This window comes from Sorangium sp. So ce1504, assembly GCF_051521635.1.
Taxonomy (GTDB): domain Bacteria; phylum Myxococcota_A; class Polyangia; order Polyangiales; family Polyangiaceae; genus Sorangium; species Sorangium cellulosum_B.
The window spans coordinates 2,050,538-2,066,327 of record NZ_CP150365.1; the positions used below are offsets into that span (position 1 = coordinate 2,050,538).

17 protein-coding genes are annotated in these 15,790 nt (G+C 71.7%); 7 read left to right on the top strand and 10 right to left on the bottom strand.

Translation table 11 applies throughout. The features are described from left to right. Positions 1 to 3: 3 nt before the first annotated feature. Complete coding sequence (locus WMF39_RS07855; RefSeq protein ID WP_437744930.1) at positions 4 to 531, bottom strand: hypothetical protein; 528 nt, start codon at positions 529 to 531, stop codon at positions 4 to 6. A gap of 515 nt (positions 532 to 1,046) precedes the next feature. Between WMF39_RS07855 and WMF39_RS07860 the strand changes: the two genes are divergently transcribed. From WMF39_RS07860 to WMF39_RS07875, 4 genes are all read left to right on the top strand, one after another. Next, complete coding sequence (locus WMF39_RS07860; RefSeq protein ID WP_437744931.1) at positions 1,047 to 1,793, top strand: hypothetical protein; 747 nt, start codon at positions 1,047 to 1,049, stop codon at positions 1,791 to 1,793. 10 nt (positions 1,794 to 1,803) lie between these two features. Then, positions 1,804 to 2,604 carry a hypothetical protein gene (locus tag WMF39_RS07865; RefSeq protein ID WP_437744932.1) on the top strand — a complete coding sequence of 267 codons (801 nt, stop codon included), beginning with the start codon at positions 1,804 to 1,806 and terminating at the stop codon, positions 2,602 to 2,604. Between the two features lie 7 nt (positions 2,605 to 2,611). Beyond that, the gene (locus WMF39_RS07870; RefSeq protein WP_437744933.1) at positions 2,612 to 3,079 is read left to right on the top strand and encodes a hypothetical protein; all 468 of its coding nucleotides are present in this window, start codon (positions 2,612 to 2,614) and stop codon (positions 3,077 to 3,079) included. A 196-nt stretch (positions 3,080 to 3,275) separates the two neighbouring features. Next, on the top strand, positions 3,276 to 3,872 hold the full coding sequence (locus tag WMF39_RS07875) for a carbonic anhydrase (RefSeq protein ID WP_437744934.1): 597 nt from the start codon (positions 3,276 to 3,278) through the stop codon (positions 3,870 to 3,872). Between the two features lie 53 nt (positions 3,873 to 3,925). Here WMF39_RS07875 and WMF39_RS07880 read toward each other — a convergent pair whose 3' ends face one another. The 6 genes from WMF39_RS07880 to WMF39_RS07905 all read right to left on the bottom strand — a co-directional run bounded on the left by WMF39_RS07880 (position 3,926) and on the right by WMF39_RS07905 (position 8,817). Beyond that, the gene (locus WMF39_RS07880; RefSeq protein WP_437744935.1) at positions 3,926 to 5,029 is read right to left on the bottom strand and encodes an alpha/beta hydrolase; all 1,104 of its coding nucleotides are present in this window, start codon (positions 5,027 to 5,029) and stop codon (positions 3,926 to 3,928) included. Positions 5,030 to 5,156: 127 nt separating this feature from the next. After that, entirely contained in the window at positions 5,157 to 5,804 is a 648-nt protein-coding gene (locus tag WMF39_RS07885) for a YIP1 family protein (RefSeq protein WP_437744936.1), read from the bottom strand. A 2-nt stretch (positions 5,805 to 5,806) separates the two neighbouring features. Further along, positions 5,807 to 6,172 (bottom strand): DUF2089 domain-containing protein, encoded by a 366-nt coding sequence (locus tag WMF39_RS07890; protein ID WP_272101125.1) that lies wholly within the window; start codon positions 6,170 to 6,172, stop codon positions 5,807 to 5,809. Positions 6,173 to 6,329: 157 nt separating this feature from the next. Then, positions 6,330 to 7,502 (bottom strand): polysaccharide lyase, encoded by a 1,173-nt coding sequence (locus WMF39_RS07895; protein ID WP_437744937.1) that lies wholly within the window; start codon positions 7,500 to 7,502, stop codon positions 6,330 to 6,332. A gap of 126 nt (positions 7,503 to 7,628) precedes the next feature. Beyond that, positions 7,629 to 8,510 (bottom strand): galactose mutarotase, encoded by an 882-nt coding sequence (locus WMF39_RS07900; protein WP_437744938.1) that lies wholly within the window; start codon positions 8,508 to 8,510, stop codon positions 7,629 to 7,631. A 16-nt stretch (positions 8,511 to 8,526) separates the two neighbouring features. Beyond that, complete coding sequence (locus WMF39_RS07905; protein WP_437744939.1) at positions 8,527 to 8,817, bottom strand: hypothetical protein; 291 nt, start codon at positions 8,815 to 8,817, stop codon at positions 8,527 to 8,529. Between the two features lie 353 nt (positions 8,818 to 9,170). On the opposite strand from WMF39_RS07905, the gene WMF39_RS07910 reads away from it, so the two are divergent. After that, the gene (locus WMF39_RS07910) at positions 9,171 to 9,938 is read left to right on the top strand and encodes a Uma2 family endonuclease (protein WP_437744940.1); all 768 of its coding nucleotides are present in this window, start codon (positions 9,171 to 9,173) and stop codon (positions 9,936 to 9,938) included. Positions 9,939 to 10,022: 84 nt separating this feature from the next. Here the strand turns inward: WMF39_RS07910 and WMF39_RS07915 are convergent, their stop codons facing one another. Then, positions 10,023 to 10,514, bottom strand: a complete 492-nt coding sequence (locus WMF39_RS07915) for an LEA type 2 family protein (RefSeq protein ID WP_437744941.1) — start codon at positions 10,512 to 10,514, stop codon at positions 10,023 to 10,025. 156 nt (positions 10,515 to 10,670) lie between these two features. On the opposite strand from WMF39_RS07915, the gene WMF39_RS07920 reads away from it, so the two are divergent. Then, positions 10,671 to 11,576, top strand: coding sequence for an alpha/beta fold hydrolase (locus WMF39_RS07920; protein ID WP_437744942.1), 906 nt, complete (start codon positions 10,671 to 10,673; stop codon positions 11,574 to 11,576). 33 nt (positions 11,577 to 11,609) lie between these two features. On the opposite strand, the gene blaOXA is transcribed toward WMF39_RS07920, so the two are convergent. After that, positions 11,610 to 12,572, bottom strand: coding sequence for a class D beta-lactamase (gene blaOXA / locus WMF39_RS07925; RefSeq protein ID WP_437744943.1), 963 nt, complete (start codon positions 12,570 to 12,572; stop codon positions 11,610 to 11,612). Between the two features lie 65 nt (positions 12,573 to 12,637). Beyond that, a complete protein-coding gene (locus tag WMF39_RS07930) occupies positions 12,638 to 14,587 on the bottom strand; it encodes a MutS family DNA mismatch repair protein (RefSeq protein ID WP_437744944.1) in 1,950 nt (649 codons plus the stop codon). A 113-nt stretch (positions 14,588 to 14,700) separates the two neighbouring features. Here WMF39_RS07930 and WMF39_RS07935 point away from each other — a divergent pair, with 113 nt between their 5' ends. Further along, the gene (locus WMF39_RS07935; RefSeq protein WP_437744945.1) at positions 14,701 to 15,690 is read left to right on the top strand and encodes a transaldolase; all 990 of its coding nucleotides are present in this window, start codon (positions 14,701 to 14,703) and stop codon (positions 15,688 to 15,690) included. Positions 15,691 to 15,790: the final 100 nt, after the last annotated feature.

Consider the following 15,790-nt stretch of genomic DNA (forward strand, 5'->3'; position numbering starts at 1 on the left):
CGATCAGCTGAAGCGCGCCCGGATCGGCGCAGGGCTCTCGCAGATCGGGCACGCGTCCGCGCGCTCGGCGATCTTGCCGCAGTCCTTGCAGTCGACGCGATAGCCGTGGAAGCCGGGGTCGTGCAGCTCGACGCTCGTCTGTGCCCTGTCCGCGCGCTTTCCCTCGTATTTCACGCGCATTGGCACGAACGCGATATAACGCACCTCGATGTGCTCGCACCGCGAGCACCGCTCCGGCACCGCGTACGTGTTGGTCGTCGTGAGCCCGCGCGCGAGGCCGCCTTCGGCGTGGCACCTCGGGCAGCGGTCGTCCGTGAACACGAGGTGCTGGCACGCGCCGCACGTGATCTCGTACAGCCCGTCGACGAACATCTCGCCCTTGTAGACCCACTTGACCGGCCCGACGGGCTCGCCCTCCATGAGCGGCACGAGCCCGTCGACATACGAGCGCAGGTTGAGCTTCTGTCCCCCGCACGCGGGACACCCCGCCTCGACCATCTCGGCAAACGCGCGTTCGGAGAGCCTGCTCATGATCGTCGCCTTCTAGCACGCCTCGGCGGCGGGAGGACCGAAATGGCGGGGCCGCGCCAGGGCGGCGCCCTTATGCGCCCTGGCGCGTCGCGCTGGAGGGGCCAGCCTCCACACCTGGAGGCCTCGGCCTCCAGGGCATGGCCTCCGAGCGGGGCCCGGACCATTCCAACAGGCACCCGGGCATCACGCGGAGCCGCCGCTCGCTCCACGACCAAGCGCTGCGAGCGTGGGGATATGCCGCCCGGCGCGCGGCCTCCGGCGGTGCCGCGCATGGCCCCCAGCCGTGCCTTCAGCGCATGGCCTGACGATTGCTATTACGTTCATCCGTCGGTCGCACGGTCGGTCAGGCGATTCCCACCATGACGTCGAGGGACGGGAAGAGCGCCTGCCCGGCATCCCTATCGTCGCGCTCGCGTGAGACCAGCGCGCAGGCCTGCCGGCGCGGAGGCGCTGCGGCCGCGCGTGCCGTCGAGGGGGCGAGAGCGCCCGAACACGAACCGAACCCGAGGTGAACCATGTCGTCGGTCTCCATCAAAAAAGCGATGATCTTCATTCTCATCGGCGCGGCCGCGGGCTGCGCCGTGCCCGCCGAGAAGGACGCGCCGGAGGAAACGGCGGTCGAGTCGCAGGCCGTCGAGTGCAGCAAGGAGTGCATCCTGGCGATGGTGAACAGGCAGCTCTCGCTGATGGGCGAGTTCGGGAACGAGGAGGAGTTCACGCGGGCGCTCAGGGAGCTCGTGGCCATCGGCCCGGCGGCCGTCCCCGTGGTCGCCGAGGTCTACAAGGCGTGGTCGGTGTCGGTCCCGCCGGACAAGGCCGAATCGGCGAGGCCCGGCGAGATGCGCTGGCGGGCGGCTCACCTCCTTGGCCTGCTCGGCGCGCGCGACGGCATCAAGCCGCTGAACGAGATCGCCACGACGAAGCTCCCCGAGCCCGAGGCCGACGAGCAGCTCTTCGCGGATGAATACCGCGTTCGCCTGCGCGCGATCGCCGGGCTCGAGGCGCTCGGCGCCGCGGGGGAGCTGAAGGCCATCTACTCCGCCGGCGACCTCCTGCGCAACCCGGCGGCGGCGAGCCTCTACGCCCTCGGGATCGACGTCGGCGGGATCCAGCTGATCGACGCGCCCAAAGCGCTCGCGGACGATATCGCCGACATCAAGGACTACAACCCGAACAACGGTCGGCCGGCGCAGCCGGAGAAGCCCGGATCGCGGGTATTCAAGGTGGCTCCTCGGACCGACACGCCTGCCATCACTCGTTGAGGGATCGATCATGAAAACCACGATCAGCGCCATTCTTGCGTCTTGTTTGCTCCTCGGCGTCGCCTCCGAGGCCCGCGCCGACACCTGCGACACCGTGAGGGGGACCGATCCCGGCGTGATGACGAGCTTCTGGTGCACGCAGCCGTGGATCGACTTCTTCTGGGACGCGTACGACTTCGACAAGGGGGACTGGGACAACGGCTTCGGCTGGGAGGCCGCGTGCGACCGGAGGCGGCCGCTGGCGCGCACGTTCCAGGCGATCCAGCTCCTCAACTACGCGTCGCCGAACGAGCCGCACCAGACGAACGACTTCAACGGAAACATCCTGCGCTGGGGCGGCAACTACACGATTCGTGAGTTCGACGAGCTCGACGCGCGGTGCGGGGACGGGTCGAAGCGGGCGTACACGACCTGGGGCGGGTTCGACGACTACACGGAGCTCTACATCCCGTTCTTCTACAACGAGAACGTCGTGGAGCGCGCCGGGACGTTGATCCACGAGTCGCGGCACTCGGACTGGTGCGGCCACAGCGGCAACGACGGCAGCAACAAGTGCCCTGCGAAGAGCGAGTCGTGCGACGAGAAGTACCTGGATGGGTGCTCCGGGATCGGGTCGCCCAGCGGGCGGGGCGCGGACGGCTATCAGGTCCTGTGGCTGTGGTGGTACGCTTTCGAGGCCGACGCGCAGCACAGCTCGTCGACGATGAAGGCCTTCGCGAGGGACGAGGCGAACCGGATCCTGAACACGATGTTCGACGTCAATCCCTGCTTCAACATCACGAGCAATGGTAGCAAGATCATTACCTGCTAGGAGGGGGGTGCTCGGCGGCTTCCTGTGGGGCGCGCTGTGCCTCGCAGGGTGCGCCGGGCACCCCGGCTCGGACATCCCGCCGGCGCCCTGGGCGCAGCTCGAGGTGAACCGCGGCGCAGGCGAGGAGACCGTCGTCTGGATCGAGCTGAGCGGCAGGTTCGAGGGGCACCAGGGGACGACGGCGCTCCGCGGAGAGCTCAGCGCCGAGCAGATCTCGGCTCTTCGAGAGCTGTTCCGGGACGAGCGGCTCGCGATCTACCGGAGCGACGCGCTGCCCGCCGACGGCAGCGTCGACCTCGCGGGCACCGCCGAGCGGCCGATCTTCCGCGTCGTGGTGCGCGAGGAGAGCGACGCGATCCGGGCGGGCTCGGAGAAGCTTTCGGCGTATTTCGCCGAGGGGGCGCAGCGCGCCGAGACGACCGAGATGCTGCGAGAGGTCAAGGCGATCATCGCCGCAGCGACGCAGGTCCCTTAGTACCACAGCCGCACGTCGCGGAATCTCCGCGGATTTCGATGGGCGGGCGGGCGATCGTGACGCTTGGCTTGTCCGCACACTGGTGGAGCCCAGCTCGTTTGGCGCTCACCGACGTGCGGCTGTTGTACTAGAGGCAGTACCCATGACGCCCTCAGATCGTCCGCGCGTGCCGTCGAGTCTCTCACGCGGTGAGCCGATGCCGGCCGGCGAAGCACTGCGCAGGCTGCGAGACGGCAATCGCCGCTTCGTCCAGAACGTGCGGAGCGTCGACACAATGCTCAGCCAGGCCGCACGCAATGCGCTGGTCGCAGCCCAGGCGCCGATCGCGATCGTCCTGTCGTGCTCGGACGCGCGCGTCCCGGCCGAGCTCGTGTTCGATCAGGGGCTCGGGGACCTGTTCGTGGTGCGCGTTGCCGGTAACGTCGTCGCCCCGACGCTGGTCGGCAGCGTCGAGTATGCGGTCGCCGCGTTCGGCACGGCGCTGGTGGTCGTCATGGGGCACACGCACTGCGGCGCGCTCGCCGCGACGCTGGACTGGATGACGGAGCGCGGCGCCCCGCCCTCCGGGGCTGTCCACGAGATCCTCGCGCGGATCAGGCCGGCGGTCGAGGAGGCAAGGCAGCCCGGCCTCGACCGCGCGGCGATCCTCGCCGCGGCCACGCGCGCCAACGTGCGCGCCTCGGTTCGGGAGCTCAGCCAGAGCGGGCAGCTGGCCGAGATGGTCGTGCGCGGCGACGCCGTCGTCATCGGCGCCGAGTACTCGCTCGCGACGGGCGCCGTGGACGCTGCCTGAGGTCGTGACGCTGGTCGGCGCGCCCGACGCCGCCTTCGTCCTCCGGATCCGCGTCACTCCTCCCGAATCAGCGCCTCGATCGCCTCGAAGACGCGCGGCACGACAGGCAGGCTCGGATCGGTGTACGCGTCGGTCTGCGACGCGTTCGACAGCGTCGCCTCCTTCAGCGTGTGGCTCATTCCCTCGACGATGACGAGCGTCGCGTCCGGCCGCGCGCCGGCGAGCCGCTCCGCGTCCTCGACCTTGGTCTGGAGATCGGTCGTCCCTTGCAGGAGGAGGATCGGCGCCGTCACGGCCGCGAGCTCCACCGCGGGGTCGTGCTTCATCCAGGAGATGACGAACGGCTGCACGCTCGGCCGAAACAGGCTCATGAACACCTGACTTTGCGGGATGTCCGTGACGAGCTCCCCGGCCTCGAGCTGGTCGAGGATCGCGTTTGCCTTCTCGCGATCCTCGTCCGGGAGGCCTTTGAGCTGATCGCGCAGGACATCGCCGATGGGCCGGCCCGCGCCGGCGATCGAGACGAACCCGTCGATCTCGGTCTCCCGGGCGACAAGCATACCGAGCAGCGAGCCCTCGCTGTGCCCCACCACCGTGATCGTCGCGAAGCGCCCGTCCGCCCGGAGCTTCTTCACCCACAGGCCGGCGTCGTCGGCGCCCATCTCGAAGAGCATCTCCTGCTCCGTCCGGGGGGCCGCGGAGACGCTCGCGCCGATGCCGGCCTTGTCGTAGCGAATCGACGCGATGCCCCTGTCCCGGAGCCCTTCCGCGAGGAGCTTGTACGTGTCCGGCTCGACGCCCGCGGCGACGTGATTGCCGTCCCGGTCGGTCGGCCCCGACCCGGGGATGATCACGACCGCAGGGAACGGCCCGCACCCGGCCGGCACCACGAGCCTGCCAACCAGCGTGCCTCGCGCGTTCTCGACCGTGGTCCTGGCGCTGGACGCCGCCGGACACCCCGGCGCGTCCGGCGTTGTCGGCGTCTCCGTGTCAGGCACGTCCGTGTCGTCAGGGAGCGCGCCGCTCCCGCCAGCGGACGACGCGCGCTCACCGGCGCCGCAGCCCGCGCAGAGGGGCGACGAGGCGAGCGCGGCGGCGCACGAGACGGCGAGCGCGGCGCGGCGCGCCGGGACCACGAGAACCGATCGCAATGACATGACGAGCCCTCCGAGGATGAGAGAGAGGTGCAGCGCCGCCCGGGGCGCACCGGTGCGCCCTCGCGGTCGCGCGAGCACCGCAGAGCGCGCCGCGCGAGCGGGGCGGCGCGCCGGGGAGATCGATGACTCAGCCGAGGTGCGCGAGCGCGACCTTCGAGAGGATCTCCGACAGGAGCACGAGGCCGATGAGCCCCGCGATCAGCGGCGCGCCCCGCAGGCCAGAGGCGTTCCTGAAGCCCCGAACGAGGAGCGTCAAGGACCATACGAGACACACCGTTCCGAGGACGGCGATGACGGCCAGCTCGGGGGTGAACGCGGGCGCGCCCGCCGGCAGCCGCGGGGCAAGCAGGCCGAGCGCGACGGCGGCGAGCGCGAGCGGCGCGCGCGACAGCCCGATCACACCGAGAAAGTCGATGAGCCGCACGCGGCGCCGCAGGAGCCGCGCATACGTCCAGAAGAGCAGGGCGGGCAACGGCCACGCGACGACCTGCTCGAGGAGCGCCGTCCGGTACGGGATGACGGCAGGCGCCGCGTGCAGGTCGAGGAAGCCGTCGAAGCGAACGCCGAGCCTCGTGACGGCGACGCTCAGCGCGGCGACGGCGAGCCCCGCCGCGGCGGCGAGCCCCCCGCCGAAGCGCTCGAATGGATTCAGCGCGAGCCGCCATCCGCGCAGGGGAGGCCGCGGCGACATCGTGGCGAGCAGCCGCTCGCCTTCCGCGGGCTTGATGACGTTGTCGCGCACGAGCGCGCGCACTCTCTCGTCGGGCGTGGTCATCATCATAATCCCACCTTGCGCAGAGCCTCCTCGGCCTCCTTCGCGGAGAGCCTTCCCTTCTCGAGCGCATCCAGGATCTCGTGCCGGCGCCGCGCGACGCCCTGCTCCAGCGCGTCGAGCCGGCCAATGATCTCGTCGAGGCGATTTCGCACCGTCGGGTAGCTGATCTGAAGGACCTGAGCCATCGCCTTCAGGCTGCCTGAAGAGCGCACGAACGCGGTCACGAAGGCGAGATCGTCCGGCGACAGCTGGAGCAGCGCGGGGATCTCGAACTGACCATCCAGGTTGGTTCCGCAGCTCTGGCAGCCGAGCCGCGTCGCGCGCAGCTCCCCATCACAGCTAGGACATCGGACGACAAATCTTGCCACGGGATGAGTGGATTGTCCTCACCGAGGTCAATATTGTCAATGTCGATGTGATGAAAATTGATCCGAAAATCAATTTTGTTTAAGAACCGCCCTCGTCATGCGTTCGGCGCGGCTTCGGCCCGCCCGGGGCGCTGCGGCGCGCGCCGCTCGCGACGGTTCAGCGCCGCTCGCGACGCCGCGCGGACGCGAGCGCCGCGATGAGGCCGAGGCCGGCGAGGGCCATGGGCGCGGGGGCCGCGGGCGAGCCGGCGGTGCGGCAGCTGCAGCCGTCGTCGCCCTCGGCCACCTCCACCTCGTCCGTGCCGCCGGTCCCCGCGCCGGTGGAGCCGGCGCCGGAAGCGGCGGACGAGGAGCTCGAAGCGCTGGGGCCGGGCGCCACGTCGCCGCCCGCGCCGTCGCTGCCGCCCGTGGCGCCGCCGCCGGCGGTCCCGGTGCTCCCGCTCCCGCCGGAGCCGTCCGCGCCGCCTGCACCGCCCGCGCCGCCTGCGCCGCCGGAGCCGCCCGCGCCACCGGCGCCGCCTTCCCCGGAGGAGGGCAGCGCGGGGCGGACGTCCTCGAGGGTGTCCCCCTCCACGGCGTCATCGAGGACGATGACGGGGCTGTCCGTGAACTCGGACGGGTTGCGCAGCAGGCCGATCTGCGTGAAGTGCGCGTTGTTGTCGGCGAGCGTCTGCGCCTTTCCGCCGGTGACGACCTGCTTGCCGTCGAACCACACGTCGACGGAGCCCTGGTTCGGGTTCGTCGACCACCGGATGTGCAGCGCGATGCGGTGCCACACGCCGGGCGTCACCGCGCCGTCCGCCTCCCAGTGCACCTTGTTGTCGGGCTTGCGGGTGGCGAAGCTGATGTGCTGTCCAACGACCTCGAACGACATCATCTGGTTGTAGCTATTTTCGGACTCCCAGTATCCGATCTGCGTCGGCGGGTCGGCCGCGAGCGCCTCGGGGAGATAGAAGCTCCAGGCGAAGTAGGTCTGGGCGCCCTCGGCCGTGCGCCCGGCGGCCGGCTTGTGGTTCAGCTCGACGCGCTTGATACCGTTCGACCACCTCGCGTCGTTGGTGAGCTGGACCCTCCCGGCCCTCGTGCCCTGGAGGACAGGCGACGTCACCACGGAGATGTGCTCGCCGTTCAGGGTCGTGTTCCACTGGTTCAGATTGCCCGTCTCGAAGTCTCCGGTCCAGACCGGCGCCGCGGAGGCGCCCGCGGTGAGCGTCGTCGCCAGCGCGGCTGCGGCCAGGGTGGAGAGCGAGCGGCGAGGTCGCCGCGCGAGGAGCGCTCGGGCGGGGGTGAGCAGGGATCGATGTGCGGTAAGGAGATCGGTAGAAGTCATGGCGGGATTCGACGCGTTTTCCGGCCGGCAGTCAACCGGGAAGCCGCGCGTCGCCGCCGGCGCGGCGCGGCTCCTCGGGCGCTCGGGCGCGTCCTCCAGCGCGTCGCGCGCGCGGCCGTCATCGCTTCAGGCGGAGAGCTCGATCCAGAGCGCCCGAGTCTCGCGCGACCGGAGGTGGATGAGGCGCTCTCCGGTGTTGAGGGCGTTGCCGGGGCAGGTCCAGGGCTCGAGGCAGACGAATTCCTTGCCCTGCAAGGTCCACACGACCCAGTGGGTGAACTCGGGCGAGCCGCGGACGGCGATGCGCACCCCCGGGGCGCCCTCGATCGAGAGCGCGCTCTCGGTGGAGCCGTGGTCGAGCAGGTGGAGGTCGACCTCGGGCCGGGTCAGGTCGAAGCCGGAGAACGGCGCTTCCCGCTTCGTTGTGTTGTCGAACGCGCGCGTCGCCCGCGTCTCGATCGAGGCGCGGGCCTTGTCCGCCTGGGAGACGGCGAAGTAGGGGTGAAACCCGGCCCCGAACGGCATCGGCGGCGCGCCGTCGCCGGTCTCGTTGGTGATGCGCATATCGATGCGGAGCGCCCTGCCGCGCAGCGTGTAGGTGAACTCGGCGCGGAAATCCCAGGGGTACTGCGCGCGCGTCGCCTCGCTCGACCGGAGGACGAGGCGGGCGTACGCGCCGCCCGACTCGAGGGTGCCATGGTCGTCGAGCGACCACGGCAGGGTGCGGGCGAAGCCGTGCTGGCGCATCTGGCCCGCCGCGCCGGCGGCGGACCAGGCGTCGCCGGCGAGCTTGCCGGGCGAGGGGAAGAGCACCGGGTTGCCGCCGCGCACGTTGGCGGTGCGATCGTCGAACGTGCCGCGATCGAGGTAGAGCAGCGCGCGGCCGCCGACGGTCAGCTCGGTCAGGATGCCGCCGCGGGCCGGGGCCAGCACCGCGCGGCTCGCGGCGTCGCTGTCGGCGAGCTCGATGGTGGGAATCGCGCCTTCGACTTCCTTCACGCTGAACATGACTCCTCCGGTCTCTTCAGTTGCTTTGCAGCCACGCGAGCAGCCCGACGATCAGCGCGAGCGCCGCGATGGGCAGCGCGATCCACCCGAGGACCGTCGCCCAGCCGCGGCGGAGGGAGCGGCCGCCGCGATCCTCGCACGCGAGGCAGATCGCCCAGACGCGCGCGCCGCCCTCCGTGAGCACGCAGTAGTCGCCGCACACGGGCGCGCCGCAGCGCGCGCACGGCCCCGCCGCCTCGGCGCCGCAGCGCGTGCAGCGCGCGACGGCCCCGCCGCCGCCGTCGTGGAAGATCAGGCCGCCGGACATGGGGCTGCGCCCTCCGGCGGCGGAGACGAGCGCGTCGATGACCGCGGGCGCGCGCGAACGGGGGGCTCCTCGTGGACGGGCACGGACGTCTCCTCCGCCGCGATTCTGCAAGCTTTGTGGGCTCGAGACAACGCTGGAGACCGCAGGGCGGGCCGGGCCCTCGTCACGATCCCGGCACGGCGGCGCGTCGTCCCGCGTAAACCGAGCGAGGAGCGAGCCGCGTAAACCGAGCGAGGAGCGAGCCGCGCAAGCCGAGCGCGCCCCTCTGCTGCGGTCCGCCGCGCGCGAGCGCGCTGTCCGCCTTCACGGCTGCGGCCTCCCAGGAACCTGGTAAGATTGCGCCGAGGAAGCCCATGCCGTACGCCAGCGAGACCTCGCTCGTCCCGATCCCGCCGCCCGGAGAGGACGAACTCCCCCACGACGACGGTGAGCCCATGGAGAGCGATCGCCACCGCAAACAAATGCTGCTGCTGATCGAGTCGCTGGACCTCTTCTGGAAGGATCGCGACGACGTTTACGTCAGCGGCAACATGGCGATCTATTTCAGCGAGCTCCAGACCATGAAGAACGACTTCCGCGGGCCGGACGTCTTCGTGGTGCTCGACACGGTACGCCGAGACAGGAAGTCCTGGGTCGTGTGGCAAGAGAACGGCAGGACGCCGGATGTGGTGATCGAGCTCCTCTCGGAGAGCACGGAGTCGATCGACCGCGGCGAGAAGATGCGCATCTATGCGAAGGTGCTGCGCGTGCCGGAGTACTTTCTGTTCGATCCGATGAAGAACACCCTGGAAGGATATCTGCTCGACATGGCCTCTCGCGCCTACGAGCCGATGGCCTTGAACGCGGAGGGCGAGCTGGCAAGCCAGCAGCTCGGCCTGCGCCTCGGTGTGCGGGATGGCTTGTACCTGGGCAGCAAAGGGAGATGGCTCCGCTGGCTCGACGCCGAGGGACGCGTGCTTCCGACGGCGGAGGAGCAGGCCCGAGCGGCGGAGGAGCAGGCCCGAGCGGCGGAGGAGCAGGCCCGAGCGGCGGAGGAGCAGGCCCGAGCGGCGGAGGAGCGATCCCAGGCGCTCGCGGAGAAGCTTGCAGCTTACGAGAAGCGCTTCGGACCGCTCACGTGAGGTCCACTCACGCGACGTCGGTCCGATCAGGCGGCTTCGGGGCTCACGCGGGGCCTCGCTCAGGGCAGGCCGCGGCAGCCCTCCTCAGCGCAGGCCGGGGAGGGGCAGGGCCGGGAGCGAGTTGCCGATCGCCGTGACGAGCTGCTCGTGCGTGATCGTCCCCGCGAGGCGGAACGGCACATCCACGTTGAGCGTCTCTCCGCCGATCGCGACGGTGCCGCTCACCTGGTACGGGATACCGCGGCTCTGCGCCGCCAGCGCCGCGATGCTCGTGAGGTCCTGCCACTTCACCGAGATCGGCGCCTCGATCCGGGTCCACTTCTTCGCGGGCAGCTCGAGCGGCGTGAGCGCGGTGACCGTGCCGACGTCGTACTTGCCGTCGAGCAGCACGCTCGCCTTCATCGAGCGCGTCGAGAGATCGATGCTGTTCGGGTTGTACGCCTGGATCTGGACCCGCAGATCGATGCCCTGGACGGTGACGGCGGTCACCGTCGCGAGCTCGGGCTTGAGCGTCGGCGGCTCGGGGCGCGAGCACGCGACCAGGGTGACGGCGGCGGCGAGGAGAGGCGATCGCACGGCGGGAGATGTGGCGCGGATCTCCATGGAGCTCAACGGAAATCAGGCGCGCGCCACCGGGCCTCGTCCGCGTCCCGCCGATCGCTCGACAGCCCCCGCGCTCGGGCCTGCGCTTCCGCCCCCGCGGGAACCCTGTCGATCTGCTATGCCCGGCGCATGGGCATCCTCCCGCTCGCCGAACGCCTCGCCAAGAAGGCGCTGAACAGGTCCGGGGTGCAGAGCCGCTGGGTCGACACGTCGGTCTGCAGGCTGCACCTCTACGATGCTCCGGGCACGGGGCCGCTCCCGACGGTGGTCCTGCTCCACGGCATCGGCTCCTCGGCGCTCCCGTACGCGCCGGTGCTGCAGCGACTCCGGCGGCGCGCCCGCCGCGTCATCGCCGCGGAGTCGCCGGGGCACGGGTGGAGCGCGGCGCCGGCGTCGTCGTTCACGCCGGAGTGCCTCGCCGCCGCCATGCACGAGCTGCTCGACCGCGAGCTCGACGAGCCGGCGATCGTCGTCGGCAACTCCCTCGGCGGCGCGGTCGCGGTGAGCTACGCGCTGAGCTCGCCGGACCGCGTGCGCGCGCTGGTGCTCGCGTCGCCGGCCGGCGCCGGCATGGAGCAGGCCGAGCTCGCCGAGCTGCTCGCGGTGTTCAACCTGCGGTCGCGGGCCGACGCCCACGCGTTCTTCGCGCGCCTCTACCACCGCGTCCCGTGGTTCACCCCGCTCATCGCCGGCGACGTCGTGCGGACGTTCTCGCGCGAGACCATCCTCTCCTTCAGGCGCTCGGCCCGGTGCGACCACGCGTTCACGCCCGAGCAGCTGGGCGCGCTCTCGATGCCGATCCTGCTGATCTGGGGCCGCTCGGACCGCCTGATGCCGAGCGGCAACCTCGAGTACTACCGGCGGCACCTCCCTCCGCACGCGGAGATCGAGGAGCCCGAGGGCATCGGGCACTGCCCGCAGGTCGACGACCCGCGCCGCTTCGCCGAGCGGATCGCCGCGTTCGCGTGGGCGGCGCGCTCGACGGCGTCGCCGGGCGCGGCGCCGTCGCCCTCGAGCGCGGCGCCGGCGGCGTAGGGGGCGGCGCCGGCGCCGGGAGAGGCGCCGGCGTCAGGCGTCCTCGGGGAGCGCGCCATGCCGCTTGAGCAGGGCGCGGGTCAGGCTGCGGCGCAGCGGCATGATGCGCTCGCCGTCGCTGCCTGCGCCGAGGAGCACGGTCGCGAAGAAGTAGGTGTCTGCCCCGCGCTCGACGTAGCCGACCAGCCAGCCGGTGCTCGATCGCTCGTCCATCTCCATCCCCGTCTTGCCGCGCAGCGTGTAGGCCGGCGTCTGCTCCAGCACGAGGATCCGCTTCACGATGTCCATGCTCCGCGCGGAGCAGGGCAGCGCGCCGGCGCGGAGCCGCCGCAGGAAATCGATCTGCTCGTGCGGGGAGATGCGGAGCCCCCCGGTCAGCCAGAACTGGTCGATGCCCCCCGAGATGTCGCGGTTGCCGTAGCCGAGCCCGTCGAGGTGCGCCTGCATGCGCTCGGGCCCGATCCGGCGCGCGACCTCCTGGTAGAACCAGACGACCGAGTGCTTCATCGCCGACGCGAGATCGTGATCGCGGTTCCAGTCGGGCACGCGGCGCTGCACCCCGTCCCACCGCAGCGTGAAGCGCTCGTCCGGGATGACCCCGGTCTCCAGGCCGATGATCGTGTTCGGGATCTTGAAGGTCGAGGCGGGCACGTACCGCGCCGCCGCGCGGTCGGGGTTCACGACGCGGGTGACGCCTCGCGCGGCGTCGAACAGGACGAACGCGCCGTCCACGCCCTCCGCGCGGAGGAGCGCCGCCCCGCCCTCGTCGATCTCGGTCCGCGCCGCGGCCGGCGCGCTTGCGCCCGGCGCGCTCGCGCCCGGCGCCGCGGCCGGCGGGGCCGCCCCGCCGCTCGCCGCCGGGGGAGCTGACGGCGGCGGCGGCGCCGTGGCGCAGGCGCTCGCTGTCGTGACGATCGCGAGGAGCGCGCAGGAGAGCAAGGGACGCGCCGAGGCTAGGGCGCGGCGCGAGAGGCACCCGGGGAGCGGAGAAAGCATGGCGCCCTCAACGCGGCCGGGGGCCGCGCGCATTCCCGAGCCATCGCCGCGGTCGTCGCCGCCGCTCATTCCCGCGCCGCCGCCGCGGTCGTCGCTGCCATCGCCGCCGCGGTCGCCGCCGTCGCCGTCCGCTCGCCCTCCGAGAAGTCGACGTCGATCCCGATGATCTTCATGAGCCGCAGCGCGTTCGCGCTCGTCACCACGCCGGGCTTCAGCTTGTAGTCGAAGGTCATCCTGTCCTCGACCACGAGCTCCTCGAAGTGCATGTTGCGCACCCGTCCCGCGGTCTCCTGCTCCAGCACGGCGAGCCCCATGTCGTGCGACGAGACCGCGCCGATGGCCCCCCGCGCGACGAGGTGCCGCACGACCGCCCTCGCCCCGATCTGGCGCTCCCGCGCGTTCGTGCCGTGGAGGATCTCGTCGAGCAGGAACAGCACCCGCTCGCCGCCGTTCGCGCCGTCGACGACGCGCTTCAGGCGGGTCAGCTCGGCGTAGAAGTGCGAGACGCCGTGCTCGAGCGAGTCCTTGATCCGCATGCTCGTCCGCACGCGGACCGGCGAGAGCGACAGCGACGACGCGCAGACCGGCGCGCCCGCGAGGGCGAGGGCGGCGTTCACCCCGACGGCGCGCAGCAGCGTGCTCTTGCCCGACATGTTGGACCCCGTCACGAGCAGCGCGGCGCCCGCGCCCTCCAGCGAGACCTCGTTCGTCACCCGCCGGTCGCGCGGGAGGAGCGGGTGGCCGAGCCCCGCCGCCGTGAAGCGCGGCTCGCCGTCCTTCACGTCGGGGTACGCGTAGTCGGGGTTCTCGTGCGCGAACGTCGCGAGGCTCGCGAGCGCCTCCATGTGCCCGAGCGTCCGCATCCACGCCTTCACGTGCCGGCCCGCGCGCAGCTTCCACCGCTCCAGCGCGAGCGCGCACCACACGTCCCAGAGCAGGAAGAGGTTGGCGACGATGTGGACGAGCCCGCTGTGGCGCAGGTCCGAGTAGCCGACCCGGCTCTCGAGCGCCGTCATCTCCCGCGAGGCGAGCACGCCCGAGGGCCCCGCGAGCTCGGCCTTGAGCTCGCGGAGCAGCGCCGACGAGAACGCCTGCTCCTCGACGCGGGCGAGGATCGGCCGGTACCGGGCGAACGGCGCCTCGCGCGACGAGGCCGCGGCGACGATCGGCTCGACCGCGGGCCGCAGCAGGACCAGCACGAGGATCTGGGCGGCCAGCGGCAGGAGGTAAGCGTGGCGGAGCAGCCCGAGCTGCTCCGCGGGGATGAACCGCGGCGCCGCGAGCAGCGCCAGCGTCAACGGCACGAGCACCTTCGCCGCGGTCAGGAGCGCGCTCACCGGCAGGCCGCCGGCGCGGGCCTCCGGGCCGAGCAGCGCCGGGGGCGCCTCGGCCCACGCGATGAGCGGGCCGGCCTCGCGCCCGCGCGCCCCCGCCTGCACGCCCACCACCGCGAGATCCTCCCGGAACGCCCCGAGGCCGGCGAGCTCGCGTACCGCCTCCTGCCGCGCCGCCACGGCGGTCGCCGGGGCGGGCTCCGCGAGGAAGGCCGCGAGCGTGGCCTCGCCCTCGCCCGTCTGCGCCACGTTGAGCAGCTGGAACAGCGACGCCTGCCCGAACACGTCGAGATCGCCCGCGTAATCGTGGTCCGGCGCGGCGAACCGGTCGCCACGCTCCGGGAAATCGGCGAAATCGCCGGCGACCCGCCGCTTGCCGCGCACGTAGAGGCCGATGCGCTGCTCGAGCTCCGTCATCCGGGTCACGAGGCGCGCGTGCGCGACGAGCAACCCGAGGAACACCGCGGTCACCGCCCCGGCGGCGTACGTGACCCACCGCGGCACGTCGCCGAAGAGCGCGTACCCTCCGGCCACGGCCGCCGCCAGGAACGAGACCCCGCGCAGCAGCGAGAACGTCTTCGAGCGGCGATCGAGCGCGCTGGCCTCGGCGCGCAGGACCGAGAGGCGATCATCGTAGGCGGACAGGACGCGCTGCGCGACGGCGTTGGGGGGCGGCTCCACGGGGCCCTCTCCATAGGCCACCGCCGGCCGTGCATCCAGCCGGAGGGGGGTCCTCACACGAAGGACACGAAAGCTTTGAAGCGTCCTGGCTGGCTGCTCGTACAATGCCGCCCATGGACCAGAACCTGCTGGAGCGCCTCAAGGCGTACACCGTCGTCGTCGCGGACACCGGCGACATCAACTCGATCGAGAAATTCCGCCCCCAGGACGCGACGACGAACCCGTCGCTCATCACGGCGGCGGCCCAGATGCCCGAGTACGCCGACATCGTGAGCGGCGCGCTCGCCTGGGGCCAGAAGGAGGCGGGCCGGGGCAAGGAGCCGGGCGACGTCGTGAGCCTCGCGTTCGACCGGCTCGCCGTCGACTTCGGCCTGCGCATCCTGAAGATCATCCCCGGCCGCGTCTCGACCGAGGTCGACGCGCGCCTTTCCTTCGACACCCAGGCGACCATCGAGAAGGGCCGGAGCATCGTGCGCCTCTACGAGGAGGCAGGCGTCTCGCGCAAGCGCGTCCTCATCAAGATCGCCTCGACGTGGGAGGGCATCCGCGCGGCGGAGGTCCTCGAGAAGGAGGGCATCCACTGCAACCTCACGCTGCTCTTCGGGCTGCACCAGGCGATCGCGTGCGCCGAGGCAGGCGTGACGCTCATCTCGCCGTTCGTCGGGCGCATCCTCGACTGGTACCTGAAGGACACCGGCCGCACGAGCTACGCGCCGGCCGAGGACCCCGGCGTCGTCTCGGTCACGAAGATCTACAACTACTACAAGAAGCACGGCTACAAGACCGAGGTGATGGGCGCGAGCTTCCGCAACATCGACGAGATCAAGGAGCTCGCCGGCTGCGACCTCCTGACGATCTCGCCGAAGCTGCTCTCGGAGCTCGCCTCCGCGCGCGGCGACCTGCCGAGGAAGCTCGACCCCGACGCGGCGCGCGCCCTGCAAATCGCGAAGATCCCGATGGATGAGCCGGCGTTCCGCGCGATGCACGCCGCCGACCGGATGGCCAGCGACAAGCTGAGCGAGGGCATCGACGGCTTCGCGAAGGCGCTCGCCTCGCTCGAGGTCCTGCTCCGCGAGCGCCTCCAGCAGGGGGCCGCCTCCTAGCGCTGGCGACGCGCGACGCGCGCGCAGCGGAGCTCCGGGGAGCGGGCCCGCGCGCCCCGCGCGCCGCCCCTACGCGGCGACCCCGCGCCGCGTAGGGGCG

Coding starts and splice junctions, on each gene's coding strand:
- WMF39_RS07935 (WP_437744945.1), top strand. CDS start 14,701: ATGGACCAGAACCTGCTGGAGCGCCTCAAGGCGTACACCGTCGTCGTC.
- WMF39_RS07860 (WP_437744931.1), top strand. CDS start 1,047: ATGTCGTCGGTCTCCATCAAAAAAGCGATGATCTTCATTCTCATCGGC.
- WMF39_RS07910 (WP_437744940.1), top strand. CDS start 9,171: ATGCCGTACGCCAGCGAGACCTCGCTCGTCCCGATCCCGCCGCCCGGA.
- WMF39_RS07865 (WP_437744932.1), top strand. CDS start 1,804: ATGAAAACCACGATCAGCGCCATTCTTGCGTCTTGTTTGCTCCTCGGC.
- WMF39_RS07875 (WP_437744934.1), top strand. CDS start 3,276: ATGCCGGCCGGCGAAGCACTGCGCAGGCTGCGAGACGGCAATCGCCGC.
- blaOXA (WP_437744943.1), bottom strand. CDS start 12,572: ATGCTTTCTCCGCTCCCCGGGTGCCTCTCGCGCCGCGCCCTAGCCTCG.
- WMF39_RS07855 (WP_437744930.1), bottom strand. CDS start 531: ATGAGCAGGCTCTCCGAACGCGCGTTTGCCGAGATGGTCGAGGCGGGG.
- WMF39_RS07900 (WP_437744938.1), bottom strand. CDS start 8,510: ATGTTCAGCGTGAAGGAAGTCGAAGGCGCGATTCCCACCATCGAGCTC.
- WMF39_RS07905 (WP_437744939.1), bottom strand. CDS start 8,817: ATGTCCGGCGGCCTGATCTTCCACGACGGCGGCGGCGGGGCCGTCGCG.
- WMF39_RS07920 (WP_437744942.1), top strand. CDS start 10,671: ATGGGCATCCTCCCGCTCGCCGAACGCCTCGCCAAGAAGGCGCTGAAC.
- WMF39_RS07880 (WP_437744935.1), bottom strand. CDS start 5,029: ATGTCATTGCGATCGGTTCTCGTGGTCCCGGCGCGCCGCGCCGCGCTC.
- WMF39_RS07885 (WP_437744936.1), bottom strand. CDS start 5,804: ATGACCACGCCCGACGAGAGAGTGCGCGCGCTCGTGCGCGACAACGTC.
- WMF39_RS07895 (WP_437744937.1), bottom strand. CDS start 7,502: ATGACTTCTACCGATCTCCTTACCGCACATCGATCCCTGCTCACCCCC.